At 64.2% G+C, this 15,773-nt stretch carries 17 protein-coding genes; 15 read left to right on the top strand and 2 right to left on the bottom strand.

Going from position 1 to position 15,773, the window contains the following annotated elements:
* Positions 1 to 28: 28 nt before the first annotated feature.
* The 13 genes from prmC to RFA01S_RS26385 all read left to right on the top strand — a co-directional run bounded on the left by prmC (position 29) and on the right by RFA01S_RS26385 (position 11,358).
* Entirely contained in the window at positions 29 to 913 is an 885-nt protein-coding gene (gene prmC, locus RFA01S_RS26325) for a peptide chain release factor N(5)-glutamine methyltransferase (protein WP_032406290.1), read from the top strand.
* 66 nt (positions 914 to 979) lie between these two features.
* Positions 980 to 1,642: an L-threonylcarbamoyladenylate synthase gene (locus RFA01S_RS26330; protein ID WP_027497908.1), complete on the top strand. Its 663-nt coding sequence runs from the start codon at positions 980 to 982 to the stop codon at positions 1,640 to 1,642.
* A gap of 18 nt (positions 1,643 to 1,660) precedes the next feature.
* Positions 1,661 to 2,869, top strand: a complete 1,209-nt coding sequence (locus RFA01S_RS26335) for a glycosyltransferase family 4 protein (RefSeq protein ID WP_027497907.1) — start codon at positions 1,661 to 1,663, stop codon at positions 2,867 to 2,869.
* A 94-nt stretch (positions 2,870 to 2,963) separates the two neighbouring features.
* Positions 2,964 to 3,395, top strand: a complete 432-nt coding sequence (locus RFA01S_RS26340; RefSeq protein WP_045840958.1) for a Cg1360 family ATP-synthase-associated protein — start codon at positions 2,964 to 2,966, stop codon at positions 3,393 to 3,395.
* 390 nt (positions 3,396 to 3,785) lie between these two features.
* Positions 3,786 to 4,562: a F0F1 ATP synthase subunit A gene (atpB, locus tag RFA01S_RS26345; RefSeq protein ID WP_141214497.1), complete on the top strand. Its 777-nt coding sequence runs from the start codon at positions 3,786 to 3,788 to the stop codon at positions 4,560 to 4,562.
* Between the two features lie 78 nt (positions 4,563 to 4,640).
* Positions 4,641 to 4,880, top strand: a complete 240-nt coding sequence (locus tag RFA01S_RS26350) for an ATP synthase F0 subunit C (protein WP_008715092.1) — start codon at positions 4,641 to 4,643, stop codon at positions 4,878 to 4,880.
* Positions 4,881 to 4,887: 7 nt separating this feature from the next.
* Positions 4,888 to 5,457: a F0F1 ATP synthase subunit B gene (locus tag RFA01S_RS26355; RefSeq protein WP_027497903.1), complete on the top strand. Its 570-nt coding sequence runs from the start codon at positions 4,888 to 4,890 to the stop codon at positions 5,455 to 5,457.
* Between the two features lie 8 nt (positions 5,458 to 5,465).
* A complete protein-coding gene (locus RFA01S_RS26360) occupies positions 5,466 to 6,293 on the top strand; it encodes a F0F1 ATP synthase subunit delta (RefSeq protein ID WP_027497902.1) in 828 nt (275 codons plus the stop codon).
* 88 nt (positions 6,294 to 6,381) lie between these two features.
* Complete coding sequence (gene atpA / locus RFA01S_RS26365; RefSeq protein WP_032365581.1) at positions 6,382 to 8,025, top strand: F0F1 ATP synthase subunit alpha; 1,644 nt, start codon at positions 6,382 to 6,384, stop codon at positions 8,023 to 8,025.
* 52 nt (positions 8,026 to 8,077) lie between these two features.
* Positions 8,078 to 9,049, top strand: a complete 972-nt coding sequence (locus RFA01S_RS26370) for a F0F1 ATP synthase subunit gamma (RefSeq protein ID WP_032365582.1) — start codon at positions 8,078 to 8,080, stop codon at positions 9,047 to 9,049.
* Positions 9,050 to 9,052: 3 nt separating this feature from the next.
* The gene (gene atpD, locus RFA01S_RS26375) at positions 9,053 to 10,501 is read left to right on the top strand and encodes a F0F1 ATP synthase subunit beta (protein ID WP_027497899.1); all 1,449 of its coding nucleotides are present in this window, start codon (positions 9,053 to 9,055) and stop codon (positions 10,499 to 10,501) included.
* A gap of 30 nt (positions 10,502 to 10,531) precedes the next feature.
* The gene (locus tag RFA01S_RS26380; RefSeq protein ID WP_027497898.1) at positions 10,532 to 10,891 is read left to right on the top strand and encodes a F0F1 ATP synthase subunit epsilon; all 360 of its coding nucleotides are present in this window, start codon (positions 10,532 to 10,534) and stop codon (positions 10,889 to 10,891) included.
* A 29-nt stretch (positions 10,892 to 10,920) separates the two neighbouring features.
* On the top strand, positions 10,921 to 11,358 hold the full coding sequence (locus tag RFA01S_RS26385; RefSeq protein WP_027497897.1) for a DUF2550 domain-containing protein: 438 nt from the start codon (positions 10,921 to 10,923) through the stop codon (positions 11,356 to 11,358).
* Positions 11,359 to 11,377: 19 nt separating this feature from the next.
* Here the strand turns inward: RFA01S_RS26385 and RFA01S_RS26390 are convergent, their stop codons facing one another.
* Positions 11,378 to 11,971: a cob(I)yrinic acid a,c-diamide adenosyltransferase gene (locus RFA01S_RS26390; RefSeq protein WP_032401281.1), complete on the bottom strand. Its 594-nt coding sequence runs from the start codon at positions 11,969 to 11,971 to the stop codon at positions 11,378 to 11,380.
* A gap of 53 nt (positions 11,972 to 12,024) precedes the next feature.
* On the opposite strand from RFA01S_RS26390, the gene murA reads away from it, so the two are divergent.
* On the top strand, positions 12,025 to 13,278 hold the full coding sequence (murA, locus tag RFA01S_RS26395; protein ID WP_027497895.1) for a UDP-N-acetylglucosamine 1-carboxyvinyltransferase: 1,254 nt from the start codon (positions 12,025 to 12,027) through the stop codon (positions 13,276 to 13,278).
* Here the strand turns inward: murA and pdxR are convergent.
* A complete protein-coding gene (gene pdxR, locus RFA01S_RS26400) occupies positions 13,271 to 14,674 on the bottom strand; it encodes a MocR-like pyridoxine biosynthesis transcription factor PdxR (RefSeq protein ID WP_238325041.1) in 1,404 nt (467 codons plus the stop codon). The genes murA and pdxR overlap by 8 nt on opposite strands.
* Positions 14,675 to 14,766: 92 nt before the next feature.
* On the opposite strand from pdxR, the gene RFA01S_RS26405 reads away from it, so the two are divergent.
* On the top strand, positions 14,767 to 15,450 hold the full coding sequence (locus tag RFA01S_RS26405) for a pyridoxamine 5'-phosphate oxidase family protein (protein WP_032406289.1): 684 nt from the start codon (positions 14,767 to 14,769) through the stop codon (positions 15,448 to 15,450).
* Positions 15,451 to 15,773 lie beyond the last annotated feature (323 nt).

Raw genomic sequence — 15,773 nt, forward strand, 5'->3', positions numbered from 1 at the left:
TGTCGGACCGCCGTGGCAGTCTGTACAAGTGAGCCGCAAGCCGTTACGCCTAGCCATCCTCGAAGCGACGTCGATGCTCGAGGCCGCCGGTGTGCCGAGCCCTCGGGTGGATGCGGAGCTACTCGCCGCGCACCTCGTCGGAGTCGATCGCGGTCGGCTGGGGTTGGTGCCGTTGGTGGAGCCCGAGCTCGTCGAGGCGTACTTCCGAACAGTCGAGCAGCGCGCGAAACGTATTCCCCTGCAATACATCACGGGAACGACGTCATTGGGAAACATCGATGTCGAGGTGGGTCCAGGGGTGTTCGTTCCGCGTCCCGAAACCGAGTTGCTGTTGGCGTGGGCGCTCGCTTTTCTCGAGAACGTCGGCCATCACCCGCCCGTGGTGCTGGACCTGTGCACGGGGTCGGGCGCGCTGGCGCTGGCCATCGCGAACGCACGCCCGGATGCCGTCGTGCACGCCGTCGAGCTCGATCCATCGGCGCTGGCGTGGGCCCGGCGCAACGCGGATCTGCGTGCCGAGCAGGGTGATTCGCCGATCACGTTGCATCACGGAGACGTCACTTCTCGGGATCTCTTGACCGACCTCGACGGCTCGGTGGACATGATCGTCGCGAACCCGCCGTACATTCCGGACGGGGCGGAGCTCGATCCGGAAGTACTCGACCACGATCCGCACATCGCGCTCTTCGGCGGCGAGGACGGGTTGTCGGTCATCGAGCCGATGATCGGCAACATCGCGCGGTTGCTACGTGTCGGCGGCGGAGTCGCCATCGAGCACGACGACTCGAACGGGGAGGGCGTCGCTGCCCTGTTGTCTCGGCGACGATTCTTCACCCAGGTCACCGAGCATCCGGACCTGGCCGGCCGCCCCCGCTTCGTCGTGGCGGCACGGGCGACGCCGCCCTCTGCCTGAGCGGCAAGGCGGCAAGCCGGCGGCACCTGACATCACTTCGTTACCGAAGGTGGAAGGATAGGCGGAGTGAGTACCGTCTACGACTGCCGTGAAGCCGATGCGCGGGCTGCCGGATTGACCGCAGCGCGCGGTGCCCTCAAATCCGGTCGACTCGTCGTGATGCCCACCGACACGCTCTACGGGATCGCCGCCGACGCGTTCGACGGCAGCGCGGTCACCGACCTGCTGCGTGCCAAGGGGCGGGGACGCGATATGCCGGTCCCGGTCCTCGTCGGTTCGTGGAACACGATCGACGGCCTGGTGCAGAGCGTCCGGCCGCGGACCCGAGATCTGATTCGAGCCTTCTGGCCCGGCGCATTGAGCATCGTGGTCCAGCAGGCACCGTCGCTGGCGTGGGATCTGGGTGATGCTCAGGGAACCGTCATGCTGCGGATGCCGCTGCACCCGGTCGCGCTCGAGCTCCTTCGTGAAGTAGGTCCGCTGGCGGTGTCCAGTGCAAATATTTCGGGAAGTCCGCCCGCCACCACGGTGACGCAGGCGCGAGAACAACTCGGTGGATCTGCAGCGGTTTATCTCGACGGGGGGCCGGCCGACCACGCGGTGGCCTCCACCATCGTGGACCTGACCGGTGAGCACGCACGAATCCTGCGGGTCGGTGCCATTCCCACGGAGCAGATTGCCGAGGTTCTCGGTGTCACCGCCGAAAGCCTGGTCCCAGGAGCGTCCTGACATGCCCGTCCGTTCCGCATGAGCGTCGAGGTGCTTGCCCAGTCGAATCTGGGCGCAGGCGTTCCGATCCGCGAGCTGCTGCTTGTTTTCCTGACGGCCGCTGTCGTCACGTTCTTCGCCACCGGCGGCGTTCGAGTGGCCGCGATCAAGTTCGGTGCCGTCGCCATTCCTCGTGATCGTGACGTCCACGTGCAGGCCACCCCGCGACTCGGGGGAGTGGGCATCTACGCCGGCATGCTCGCCGCGCTGCTGTTCGCCTCGCAGCTGCCCGCGTTGGCCCGCGGATTCGATGTCGCCTACAACCGCGACATTCCGGCTGCGCTGGTCGCAGGCTTCGTGATCGTGCTGGTCGGCGTCATCGACGACCGTTGGGGTCTGGACGCATTGACGAAGTTCGTCGGCCAGGTGACGGCGGCCGGCGTCCTGGTCATCATGGGTGTGAGCTGGGTTGTGCTCTACCAGCCCTGGGGCGGCGAGCCCGGCCAACCGGGCAGCACCTTGGTGCTCGACCAGCTTCAGGCCGGACTGGTGACCGTTCTGATCACCGTCGTCATCGTCAACGCGATGAACTTCGTCGACGGCCTCGACGGGCTCGCAGCCGGACTCGGCCTCATTTCGTCGGTCGCGATCTGCATCTTTTCGGTGGGCCTGCTGCAGGAACAGGGGGGCGACGTCGGCGTCTACCCACCTGCCTTGATCGCGGCGGCGCTGGCCGGTGCCTGCCTGGGATTTCTGCCGCACAATTTCCAACCGGCGCGCATCTTCATGGGCGATTCGGGGTCCATGTTGATCGGGCTGACGCTGGCCACGATCTCGACGAGTGCCTCGGGGCGCATTCCGTTGACGGCCTACGGTCCACGCGATCTGCTGGGTCTGTTGTCGCCGCTCCTGTTGGTCGGTGCCGTGATGCTCATTCCGATACTCGATCTGTTGCTCGCCGTCGTTCGCCGCACTCGGGCCGGGCGAAGTCCGTTCAGCCCCGACAAGATGCATCTCCATCACCGACTCCTGCAGATCGGCCACTCGCATCGACGGGTGGTCCTGGTGATCTACCTCTGGGTCGGTGTGCTCGCGTTCGGTGCGGTCGGATCCTCACTTCTCGACCGGCGCATCGTGGTGCTCCTCGTCGCTGCCGGTCTGGTGTTCGCGCTCGTCGTCACGGCTGTGCCCACTCTGCGGGTGGATCGATCGCCCGGATCCGAACGCCGGGGTGTCCGACGCCGCTGATCGGCTCGGTGGTTCTTCGGTCGTGTCCCGGCTGGTGCCGGCCACCGGGTGCGACTGGGTACTCTCGACAACTGTGACCTTCACCCCGCAGCCCATGCCCGACCAATTCGCACCGCTTCGTGCCGCGGTCCGCTACGGCCTCATCGGCCTGGTGGTACTGACGGTGGTGAGCGTGGGGATCTCGGTTGCTGCTGCGGGAACTCCAGGATTGTGGGGATCGATCATCGGAGTGGCCATCGGGGGCGGGTTCGTCATCACGACCGCGCTGTCGGTGGCTCTGACCACGCGGTTTCCCGCGTCGGCGGTCGGAGCGCTGTTGCTCGGTGGGTGGTTGGTCAAGATGGTCATCGCGCTGATCGTGCTCGTGGCACTCAAGGATGCGGACTTCTACAACCGATATTCGCTCGGCCTGACCATTCTGGGGGCTCTGGTGGTGGTCCTGGGCGCGGAGGTGTTCGGTGTCGTCAAGACGAAGGTGGGCTACGTCGACAGCGTTCCTGCCGACGGGAACCCCGACAAGTCGTAGTACGACAAGCTGTCGTAATCGGTTAAGCTGAGGGCCGCCTACACAACGTCGTAGTTCTGTTGATAAAGTTTGCATCAAGCGATGGGCAAGACCGGGACGAAAGAGACTTTTTCCCCGGACTGGACCCCCGCAGGTAACCATCAGCGTGAGCTTCCTTACAGTAGGCCCGGAGTCACAGACTTCGGCAACGTAGGGTTTCGCCCTGAGAGTTGCCGAGTCGACGTGAGTCGCCGACACCCGACAGACGCTTGGCCGATGAAGACCGGGCCTCAGCCTCTGACGATTGCGAGCCGATTTTCGTCGACTTGATAGATCGTCATTGTCCGATCGAACCGCAGCCGTTACTCGGTTGCGGCCCGAACACGGGAGAGACCGCTGAGCGTCACCACTCTGGCTGCGGAGTTCCATCCGCCGTCACTATCCGATTTCTTTCCTCCCGCGGTGCTGTTCGAGGGAACCCCGTTCGAGCTCGACCGGCTGATGCTCATCCGCATCCTGATGTCGGCTCTGCTGATCGTCTTCATGCTGATCGCTCTGCGCAGCCCCAAGATCGTTCCTCGCGGAATCCAGAACGTCGCCGAGATCGCTCTCGACTTCGTCCGGATCCACGTGGCCGAGGACGTCCTCGGCAAGGAGCAGGGACGTCGTTTCCTGCCCGTCATCATGACGATCTTCTTCACGGTCTTCGCGGTGAATCTCAGCGCGGTCATACCGTTCCTGAACATCTCGGCCAACGCCCGCATCGGTCTGCCGATCGTGTTGGCCGCAGTCGCGTACATCGCGTTCGTCTACGCCGGTGTGAAGAAGTTCGGTGCAGCCAAGTTCGTCAAGGGCACGATCGTGATCCCGGGCATTCCGAAGGCCATGCACGTGCTGCTGATCCCGCTCGAGTTCATCTCGAACTTCGTGCTTCGCCCGTTCACGTTGACGGTGCGACTGCTGGCCAACATGCTCGCCGGCCACATCATGCTCGTGCTGTTCTTCAGCGCCACGCAGTTCTTCCTCTTCGAGGCTTCCGCCGGCCTGAAGATCTTCGCCGCACCCTCGCTGATCATGGGCTTCCTGTTCACGATGTTCGAGATGCTCGTGATCTTCCTGCAGGCATACATCTTCGCGCTGCTGACGGCGATCTACATCGATCTGTCGCTGCACGCCGACTCGCACTGACCGACCAACAGACCGAACTAGCTACACCGCCACCTCCGACACCCGGATGTGGACCGAAGAAAGGGAACGGAAAACCGAATGAGCCTTGAAGTTCTGGCCCAGGCGCAGGAAATCACCGCCAGCGGATACGGCGCCATCGGCTACGGCCTCGCAGCGATCGGTGGTGGCATCGGCCTCGGCCTCGTCGTCGCCAAGAACATGGAAGCGACCGCTCGTCAGCCCGAGCTGGCCGGTCAGCTCCGTACGACCATGTTCCTCGGCATTGCATTCACCGAGTCCCTCGCCCTGATCGGCCTCGTCGCCGGCTTCATTCTCTGAGAGCGCGATGACAAACGCGATAACGCTGCTCGCAGCCGGGGCGGAGGGGGAGGAATCCCAGAACCCGCTGCTGCCCGCAACATACGACATCGTTTGGTCGATCGTCTGTGTCGTGATCATCGGCTTCCTGTTCTGGAAGTACGTCGTACCGCGTTTCCAGACGGTCCTCTCCGAGCGTTCCGAGCTCATCGAAGGCGGAATCAAGAAGGCCGAGCAGGCACAGGCGGAGGCGAAGGCTGCTCTCGAGCAGTACCACGCTCAGCTCGCCGACGCTCGTTCCGAGGCTGCGCAGATCCGCGAGGAAGCGCGCACCCAGGGACAGGCGATTCTCGCCGAGATGAAGGAAAAGGCGCAGGAAGAGAGCGATCGGATCGTGGCCGCAGGCCACAGTCAGCTCGTTGCTCAGCGTCAGCAGATCGTCACCGAACTTCGTGGCGACCTCGGACGTACGGCCGTCGAACTCGCCGAGAAGGTCATCGGAGAGCAGCTCTCCGATGACGCGAAGCGTTCCAGTTCGATCGATCGCTTCCTCAACGAGCTGGATTCCGTCACCGCGGACTCCGCATCAGGAAAGTGAGTCGAACCATGTACGCAACTTCTCGTGAGGCGCTCGCCCGCACACGGTCGGTCGCCCACGAAGCTCTGGGGTCCGCGTCGGGCGGCGAGGCAACGGCCGTCGCCGCTCAGACCGGTGCCGAGTTGTTCGCCGTCGTCGAGACTCTCGACGCGCAGCGCACGTTGCGTACCGCTCTCGCCGACTCCTCGGTCGAGGGCGATCGACGAAGCGCTCTGGCCGGAGAGGTCTTCTCCGGCCAGGTGTCGAGCGCAACGGCGACCATCGTCAAGGCTGCGGCCGGCGAAAGCTGGTCCACCGCCCGTGACCTGCTGAACTCGCTGGTCGAGCTGGGACGCGAAGCTCTGCTCCGCGCTGCTGCCGATCAGGACCAGCTGGACACGGTCGAGGACGAGCTGTTCCGGCTCGGCCGCATCGTGGCTGCCAACCCGCAGCTCGAGCAGGCATTGTCGGATCGCTCCAAGCCGGCACAGGCCAAGCGCGAACTGCTGGGTCGTCTGCTCTACGGCAAGGTCACCGCGGTCACCGAGGCGCTCGCGGTGCAGGCCGTCACGCGTCCACGGAAGGCGGCACCCGCCGACGTTCTGAACGGACTGGCAGATCTGGCCGCCGAACAGCGCGACCGCGCAGTTGCACACGTACGCAGCGCAGCCCCACTGAGCGACAGTCAGCTCGAAAAGCTGACCGCAACCTTGACCCGCACGTACGGCAAGCAGGTCACGGTGCACGTAGAGGTCGATACCGAACTGCTCAGCGGACTTGTCGTTCGTATCGGCGACGAGGTCATCGACGGTAGCGGGGCAGGCCGCCTCGCTGCATTGCGAAAGACGCTCAAATAGTCCGACACGGACACAGTAACGAGAAGAATTGCCTCGGCATTCGAGGCTTTTCATACCGCGATCATTCGAAGGAAGAGCAGGAAACACTATGGCGGAGCTGACGATCTCCTCCGACGAGATCCGTAGCGCGATCGATAACTTCACCGCGAGCTACTCACCGGAGTCTTCCCGCGAGGAGGTCGGCACGGTTACGGACACGAGCGACGGAATCGCTCACGTGTCCGGATTGCCGTCGGCGATGTCCAACGAACTCCTGGAGTTCCCGGGCGGAGTCCTCGGTGTCGCGTTGAACCTGGATGCCACCGAAATCGGTGCCGTCATCCTCGGTGACTACGAGCACATCGAAGAAGGCCAGGAAGTCAAGCGCACCGGAGACGTGCTGTCGGTCCCCGTGGGCGACGGCTACCTCGGTCGTGTCGTGGACCCGCTGGGCAAGCCCATCGACGGCCTCGGCGACATCGAGTCCTCCGAGACCCGCGCCCTCGAATTGCAGGCTGCCTCGGTGCTCGAGCGCCAGCCCGTCGAGGAGCCGCTGCAGACCGGCATCAAGGCGATCGACGCCATGACCCCGATCGGCCGCGGCCAGCGTCAGCTCATCATCGGCGACCGCAAGACCGGCAAGACTGCGGTCTGCATCGACGCGATCCTGAACCAGAAGGCCAACTGGGAGAGCGGCGACGACAAGAAGCAGGTTCGCTGCATCTACGTCGCCATCGGCCAGAAGGGCTCCACGATCGCAGGCGTCAAGGCTGCACTCGAAGAGCAGGGCGCACTCGAATACACCACCATCGTCGCCGCACCCGCGTCCGATTCGGCCGGCTTCAAGTGGCTCGCTCCGTACACCGGCTCGGCCATCGGCCAGCACTGGATGTACCAGGGCAAGCACGTCCTCATCGTGTTCGACGACCTGACCAAGCAGGCCGAGGCCTACCGCGCGATTTCGCTGCTGCTGCGTCGCCCGCCGGGCCGCGAGGCATATCCCGGTGACGTCTTCTACTTGCACTCCCGCCTGCTGGAGCGTTCGGCGAAGCTGTCCGACGAGCTCGGTGGCGGATCGTTGACGGCACTGCCGATCATCGAGACCAAGGCCAACGACGTCTCCGCGTACATCCCGACCAACGTCATCTCCATCACCGACGGCCAGGTCTTCCTGGAATCGGACCTCTTCAACAAGGGCGTCCGTCCCGCCATCAACGTCGGTATCTCGGTTTCCCGAGTCGGCGGCGCTGCACAGACCAAGGGCATGAAGAAGGTCTCCGGATCCCTTCGTCTCGAGCTTGCTCAGTTCCGTGAGCTCGAAGCCTTCTCGGCGTTCGCGTCCGACCTCGATGCAGCGTCCAAGGCGCAGCTCGAGCGCGGCGCTCGCCTGGTGGAGCTGCTCAAGCAGGATCAGTACGCACCGGTGGCCGTCGAAGACCAGATCGTCTCGATCTGGCTCGCAGGCCAGGGCACGTACGACTCCGTTCCGGTCGGCGATGTTCGCCGCTTCGAGACCGAGCTGCTCGAAGATCTGCACCGCAACGCAAGCGGCGTCTACGACAGCATTGCCGGTGGCAAGGCTCTCGACGACGACAACCAGAAGGCACTGACCGAAGCGACCGAGAAGTTCAAGGCCGGCTTCGTGGACTCGGACGGCAACCGCGTCGTCAACGAGGCCGAGGCAGACACTCTGAACGCCGACGAGGTCAGCCAGGAGCAGGTCAACGTCACCCGCAAGACAGTCAGCAAGTAGGCCGGCGATGACAGGTGACATGACGAGCACAGAAGGGAGCGTGAACAGCTAGATGGCAAGCATTCTCGAGCTTCGCTCCCGTATCAAGTCGGTCAACTCGACGAAGAAGATCACCAAAGCGCAAGAGTTGATCGCAACTTCGCGAATCACCAAGGCACAGGCCCGCGTTGCCGCATCGAAGCCGTACGCGGAAGAGATCACGAAGGTGCTCTCCGCACTGGCGAGTGCATCGAGCTCGCTCGATCACCCGTTGCTCAACGAGCGACCCGAGCCCAAGCGTGCCGCAGTCCTGGTCGTGACCAGTGACCGCGGTATGTGCGGTGGCTACAACTCCAACGTCCTCAAGGAAACGGAGGAGCTCTTCCAGCTCCTGCGCTCCGAGGGCAAGGACCCGGTCATCTACGTGCTCGGCGCAAAAGGCCTGGGCTACTACACGTTCCGTGAGCGGGACGTGAAGGGTGCCTGGACGGGATTCTCGCAGGAACCCGGATACGCCGATGCAGCGAAGGCCAGTAAGCATCTGGTCGAGCTGTTCATGGCGGGTTCGGGCACCGATGTCGACGCTCCCAACGGTGAAGGCACCGTCGAGGGCGTGGACGAGTTGCACATCGTCTACACCCGCTTCGTGTCGATGCTCACGCAGAAGCCCGAAGTTCGCCGGATGGCACCACTCGAAATCTCGTACACCGACGAGGAATTCGAGATGGGTGCGGACGCGTTGACCGACTCACCGACCGCGGATGTGCAGGCACAGTACGAGTTCGAGCCGGAGGCAGGCACTCTGCTCTCGGCGCTGCTGCCCAAGTACATCAGCACCAGGATCTACGCGTCGTTGCTCGATGCAGCAGCGTCGGAGTCCGCGGCGCGTCGTACCGCCATGAAGGCGGCGACGGACAACGCGAACGAATTGGTCGAGACCTTGAGCCGTCAGGCCAACCAGGCTCGGCAGGCCCAGATCACCCAGGAAATCAGCGAAATCGTCGGTGGCGCCAACGCGTTGGCCGACAGCGCAGGAAGTGACTAAGCAATGACCGCAGCAGTAGCCCAAGAGAACGCGAGCGGAGCGGACACACAGTCCGGCCGTGTCGTTCGGGTCATCGGCCCCGTTGTGGACGTCGAGTTCCCGCGCGGCTCGATTCCCGCACTGTTCAACGCCCTCAACGCAGAGATCACTCTGCCGACCGTGGCCAAGACTCTGACGCTCGAGGTTGCACAGCACCTCGGTGACAACTTGGTTCGCACCATCTCGATGCAGCCCACCGACGGCCTCGTCCGTGGCACGGCTGTCGTCGACTCCGGCAAGCCGATCTCGGTTCCCGTCGGTGACGTCGTCAAGGGCCACGTGTTCAACGCCCTCGGTGACTGCCTGGACACCCCCGGACTCGGCCGCGACGGCGAGCAGTGGGGCATCCACCGCAAGCCACCAGCCTTCGATCAGCTCGAGGGCAAGACTGAGATCCTCGAGACCGGCATCAAGGTCATCGACCTGCTGACGCCGTACGTCAAGGGCGGAAAGATCGGTCTGTTCGGTGGTGCCGGCGTCGGCAAGACCGTGCTGATCCAGGAAATGATCACCCGTATCGCACGCGAGTTCTCGGGCACCTCGGTGTTCGCAGGAGTCGGCGAGCGTACTCGTGAGGGCACCGACCTTCACCTCGAGATGGAAGAGATGGGCGTCCTCCAGGACACCGCCCTCGTCTTCGGACAGATGGACGAGCCGCCCGGCACGCGTATGCGCGTGGCGTTGTCGGCACTGACCATGGCGGAGTACTTCCGCGATGTGCAGGGCCAGGACGTGCTGCTGTTCATCGACAACATCTTCCGCTTCACGCAGGCAGGTTCGGAGGTGTCGACCCTTCTCGGTCGTATGCCGTCGGCCGTCGGTTACCAGCCCACGCTGGCGGACGAGATGGGTGAGCTCCAGGAGCGCATCACCTCGACCCGTGGCCGCTCGATCACCTCGCTGCAGGCGATCTACGTCCCCGCCGACGACTACACCGACCCGGCTCCGGCCACGACGTTCGCGCACCTCGATGCGACGACCGAACTGTCGCGTCCGATCTCGCAGATGGGTATCTACCCCGCTGTGGACCCGCTGAGCTCGACCTCGCGCATCCTCGAGCCCGGCATCGTCGGTGCCGAGCACTTCCGCGTCGCCAACGAGGTCAAGCGCATCCTGCAGAAGTACAAGGAGCTGCAGGACATCATCGCCATCCTCGGTATGGACGAGCTTCAGGAAGAGGACAAGGTTCTGGTCGGCCGCGCACGCCGTCTCCAGAAGTTCCTCGGCCAGAACTTCATCGTTGCCGAGAAGTTCACCGGCGAGGCCGGTTCGGTCGTGTCCCTCTCGGACACCATCGAGGCGTTCGACAAGGTCACCAAGGGTGAGTACGACCACCTTCCCGAGCAGGCCTTCAACAGCTGTGGTGGTCTCGACGACGTCGAGGCAGCCGCGAAGAAGATGGCCGGAAAGTAGACCGACGTGACTTCTTCCGAGAAGAGCGGCATGGAGGTCTCCCTGGTCGCTGTGGAGCAGAAGCTGTGGTCCGGTACTGCGACCATCGTCAGTGCTCAGACCACCGAAGGTGAGATCGGCATCATGGCCGGCCACGAGCCTGTCCTCGGCCAGCTGGTCGAGGCGGGCACGGTGTCGATCACGACGACCGACGGCGAGAAGATCATCGCTGCGGTGCACGGTGGCTTTCTGTCGGTGACGGGTAAGACCGTCACAGTGCTGGCGGAGTCCGCCGATTTCGCCGATGACATCGATGTCGAATCGGCACGGGCTGTAGTGGCAGAGAACGGCGACGACCTCGAGGCCATTGCGGTGGCCAAGGGACGTATCCGCGCTGTCGAGCGGTCCTAGGTTCACGAGAAGCCGCGACGAGACCTGTGATGCACTCCGGATTGATTGCTCTGATCATTCTGGTTGTGCTGCTCGCAGGGCTCGTCGCGGCTTTTGCGTATCGTCTTGCAGTGCTGCGGCGAGGTGGTACGGCAGCGATCATGCGGGTGCTGCCGTCCGAGGGCGGTGCCGGTTGGCGACACGGCATCATTCGGTACGGCGACAACACGTTGGTGTTCTTCAAACTGTCCAGTCTGCGGCCCGGGCCCGATCATCGGCTCGGTAGACAGGACGTTCAGGTGGGGGACCGACGGGCCCCCCGCGACACCGAGTTCGACATCATGACTCCGGACATCGCTGTGCTGGAGTTATCGGACAACGGCAAGAAGTACGAAATGGCACTGGACAGAAGTGCGTTGACCGCTTTCCTGTCCTGGGTGGAGTCACGCCCGTCGGGGCGCTCGCGCCGCCGTCGGCCGGCGGCCTGAACGAGTCGCTTGCCGGAAATCAGTCGGTATCGGTACCTGTCGAGCGGCTCGCTCCGGGTACCCACTGCACGTCGCCCTCCGGGTTTGCGTACCTGCTCAGGATGAACAGCAGATCCGAGAGCCTGTTGAGGTACTTGGCCGGTAGATCGCTCGTGGTTTCCGGGGAGGCGTGAACCGCTGCCCAGGCCGACCGCTCCGCGCGCCGAGCCACGGTGCGCGCGACGTGCAGCAGCGCTCCCAGAGGTGTTCCGCCGGGCAGGATGAACGACGTCAACGCCGGTAGCTCGTCGTTGAATTCGTCGCACCAGGCTTCGAGGCGGTCGACATAACTCTGATCGATCCTCAGCGGTGGGTATTCCGGATTGTCGACGACAGGCGTCGACAGGTCGGCACCGGCGTCGAACAGATCGCTCTGAACGGTCCGGATGACGGTCCGCACGGATTCACTCGGATTTCCCAGTGCCAGTGCGACTCCGAGGCTCGCGTTGGTCTCGTCGCAATCTGCATAGGCGATCAGCCGCTCGTCGTTCTTGGAGACCCTCGAGAAATCGCTCAATCCCGTGGTCCCGTCGTCGCCGGTCCGGGTGTAGATGCGCGTGAGGTGAACGGCCATGCGGCTACGGTACCGCGCGGGTGCCGGTCGGTACCGCTGGCTACGCTGTCGAAGTGAGTGAACGCTTTTTGGTCAACGGTGGTAATCGCCTCGTGGGTGAGGTGGCGGTCGGTGGTGCGAAGAACAGCGTCCTCAAGCTGATGGCCGCGGCCCTGCTCGCCGAGGGAACCAGCACGATCACCAACTGCCCCGACATCCTGGATGTTCCGCTGATGGCGGAGGTGCTGCGCGGACTCGGGTGCGAGGTGGAGCTCGACGGCTCGGTCGTCCACATCACGACCCCGGCCATGCCGAAATACCACGCCGATTTCGCGGCTGTTCGCCAGTTCCGAGCGTCGGTCTGTGTCCTCGGCCCTCTCGTCGCGCGGTGCAAGCGAGCGGTGGTGGCATTGCCGGGCGGAGACGCCATCGGGTCGCGTCCGCTGGATATGCACCAGTCCGGACTGCAGTTGCTGGGGGCGCGCAGCGAAATTCAACACGGATGCGTCGTTGCGGAAGCCGACGAGTTGCGCGGCGCGAACATCAGGTTGGCTTTCCCCTCTGTGGGAGCGACGGAAAACATCCTGATGGCGGCTGTGCTCGCTACCGGTGAGACCGTGATCGACAACGCGGCCCGCGAACCGGACATCGTCGACGTGTGCAACATGCTCAACGAGATGGGTGCCGATGTCCGGGGCGCAGGCACCTCGACCCTCACCATCCGGGGTGTCAGCGCGTTGAAGCCGACGACTCATCGCGTCATCGGCGACCGAATTGTCGCTGCTACGTGGGGAATCGCGGCCGCGATGACGCGCGGGGACGTTCGAGTGCGTGGGGTCAACCCGAAACATCTCTCGCTCGTACTGGACAAGCTGCGGTCTGCGGGTGCCGAGGTGACCAGCGAACCGGACGGCTTCCGCGTCGTTCAGCACGAACGGCCGCGAGCAGTGAACTTTGCGACGTTGCCGTACCCCGGGTTTCCGACGGATCTGCAACCGATGGCTATCGGGCTCGCGACCGTCGCCGACGGGACGTCGATGATCACCGAGAACGTGTTCGAGGCACGCTTCCGGTTCGTCGAGGAGATGATCCGACTGGGCGCTGATGCGCGTACCGATGGCCACCATGCTGTGGTTCGCGGTGTTCCCCAACTTTCCAGTGCGCCGGTGTGGTCTTCGGACATTCGAGCTGGGGCCGGGCTGGTCCTGGCCGGGCTGGTGGCGGACGGTACGACCGAAGTGCACGACGTGTTCCACATCGACAGGGGCTATCCGCGATTCGTGGAAAACCTGACCGCTCTCGGCGGGAGCATAGAGCGGGTCAGCTGACCGACCTCTTCTCGAGAGCGTCGACCAGCACCCGGAGCGCGCGCTCGAATCGATCGTCCGCCACCGACCCGTAGCCGATGACGATGCCACCATCGGTGGTCGGCGATCGCGTCGAATGTGCGAGTGTCGGCAGATCGACCCCGTTGTCCGCGCAGTCGGCTGCAATATCGCGTGCAACGTCTGCGTCGAGCACGAGCACCGTGTGCAGCCCGGCACCGACGCCCCGAAGTTCGCCGAATGGCGCCAGCGCAGCGGCGACGACGCGGTCACGTGCCCGATAGATCCGACGTGCTGTGCGTACGGACCGGTCCCATTCGCCGTCCCGCAACAGCGAGGTCATGGTCTGCTGGACGGGAACCGACGGGAAGTCGCCGATGGCGCGACGTGTGTCGGTGATGCGCTCGACCATCGACGGGGGAGCCACCATCCATCCGAGGCGTACGCCGGCACCCAGCGTCTTCGATACCGTTCCCAGGTAGGCGGCACGGTCCGGAACGAGCTCGGTGACCGTCGTCAAAGGTGCTATGCCGTAACGGAATTCGGAATCGTAGTCGTCCTCGATTATGGTGGTTCCGGTGCTTCGTGCCCAGTCCGCCAGGGCGCGCCGACGACCGATGGGCATGAGTCCGCCGGTGGGGTATTGGTGTGAGGGAGTGACGTAAACGGCCGGGGTGCCGTGAGGAACCGATTCGAGCTCGTCGACGACGAGGCCCTCGCGGTCGACGGGGATGTCGTGAACGGACCACCCGCGGTGTGTAGCGAGGGCAGCAGCAGCCCGGTATCCCGGATTCTCCAGTGCGAGAACATGTTCGACGTCGACGCTCGCAGAGAGGGCACCCAGTGCCAGGTCCAGACCGTGAATGCTGCCCGTGGTGACGACGATCGAATCCGCGGTGGTGTGCAGCCCGCGTGCACGGCCGAGCAAGTCGGCAATGCGCATGCGCAAGTCGAGTGAGCCGGCCGGATCGGGATAGTCGCCCGGTGGGGGAGAGCCACCGACGTCTCGCCATGCCCGCTTCCACGCATCGGATGCGCGAGGCGGAGTCCACGGTATTCCGGGGCGCAGCGAAATGCGCTGCGTAGTGGGTTGGCCTTCCTGTGCTCGGTGCAGCCTGTGGTCCGACCGAACGGCATGCGGAACATCTCGGACGTAGTTGCCGGATCCGCGACGTGCCTCGAGCCATCCTTCGGCGACGAGCTGCTCGTACGCCTTCTCCACCACCGCACGAGCCAGACCCATTTCGACGGAAAGTGCTCTGGTACTTGGCAATCGGACGCCCGGCTCGAGCTCGCCGCGATCGATTGCCGCCCGGATACCGTCGGCTACCTGAACGGGCAACGTGCGGCGGTCGGCTCGATCGATCGCGATCGACAGGGCATTCGGCGGCAAGGTCATCGTGCGTCACCTGTCCATGGCAGAAAGTGGCCTAGCATTATTGCTCCCTATTGGACCATGACAGTGAGCCAACGGGGCGGCACTCTGGTGGCATGACGGCCGACAAAACACTTCTGTCCCCAACATCCAGAACCACCGTGGTCCGAGGTCGGCAGCGGGCACAGTCGGAGCGGACGGCGTTGCTCGACGTGCTCAGATCGGCTCGCCTCTGTCATATGGGGGTGCTGGTGGGGAACGTGCCACGCGTGCTCCCGACCGTGTTCGGCCTGGATCCGGAGGGGCCGGACAGGGCGGGAACCCTGTACATCCACGGTTCGGTCGCCTCTCGAAGCCTGGTGGAGGCACCTGATCAGGATATCTGCGTGACGGTCACGGTCGTAGACGGGTTGGTCCTGGCCCGGTCCGCGTTCCATCACTCGATGAACTATCGAAGCGCCGTCATCGTGGGACGGCCACGTCGAGTGGAGGACGAGGACGAACGGGCACGGGCATTGGACGCCATAGTCGATCAGGTCGTTCCGGGGAGAAGCACACATCTGCGGGCGCATACGAGGAAAGAGCTTGCGGCGACGAGCGTGTTGGCGCTTCCGCTGTTCGAAGCATCGGTGAAAGCGCGGACCGGTGGACCGATCGACGACGAGGCCGACATTGCAGCAGGGGACGTGTGGGCGGGTGTGATTCCGATCGGTGAATACGTCGGCACTGTAGAGCGTGGGGAAGATGTGGAACCGAACCTCGATGTGCCAGACCACGTTCTGGCGTTGTCCCGCTCGTGAAACCCGTTTCTGCCGACTGTTCGCAAGATATGGCTGGCGTCACACGCGGGGATATGTCGGCCGAATGCGAGGCACCCATGCGCGCGGCTCCTCCGACCTGCGCAGATGCCGGCGGTAACTCGATTCACCTGCCGATTTGCGTGTGTGGGGTTGGTGGCGTAACTTTTGTCGAGTCAGAGCGACGGACACCGACCCGGTCTTCACGGACTGGGTGAACGAGGTTGGACGTGTGGCTCGGCAGGTTCTATCCCCCAAGAGTCGGGCCTTGTGTCCGAGACCAAGCTGGGATAGGCTGGAACAGTTGCCCTTGAGGCCTACGGACC

It is taken from the genome of Rhodococcoides fascians NBRC 12155 = LMG 3623, assembly GCF_001894785.1.
GTDB lineage: Bacteria > Actinomycetota > Actinomycetes > Mycobacteriales > Mycobacteriaceae > Rhodococcoides > Rhodococcoides fascians.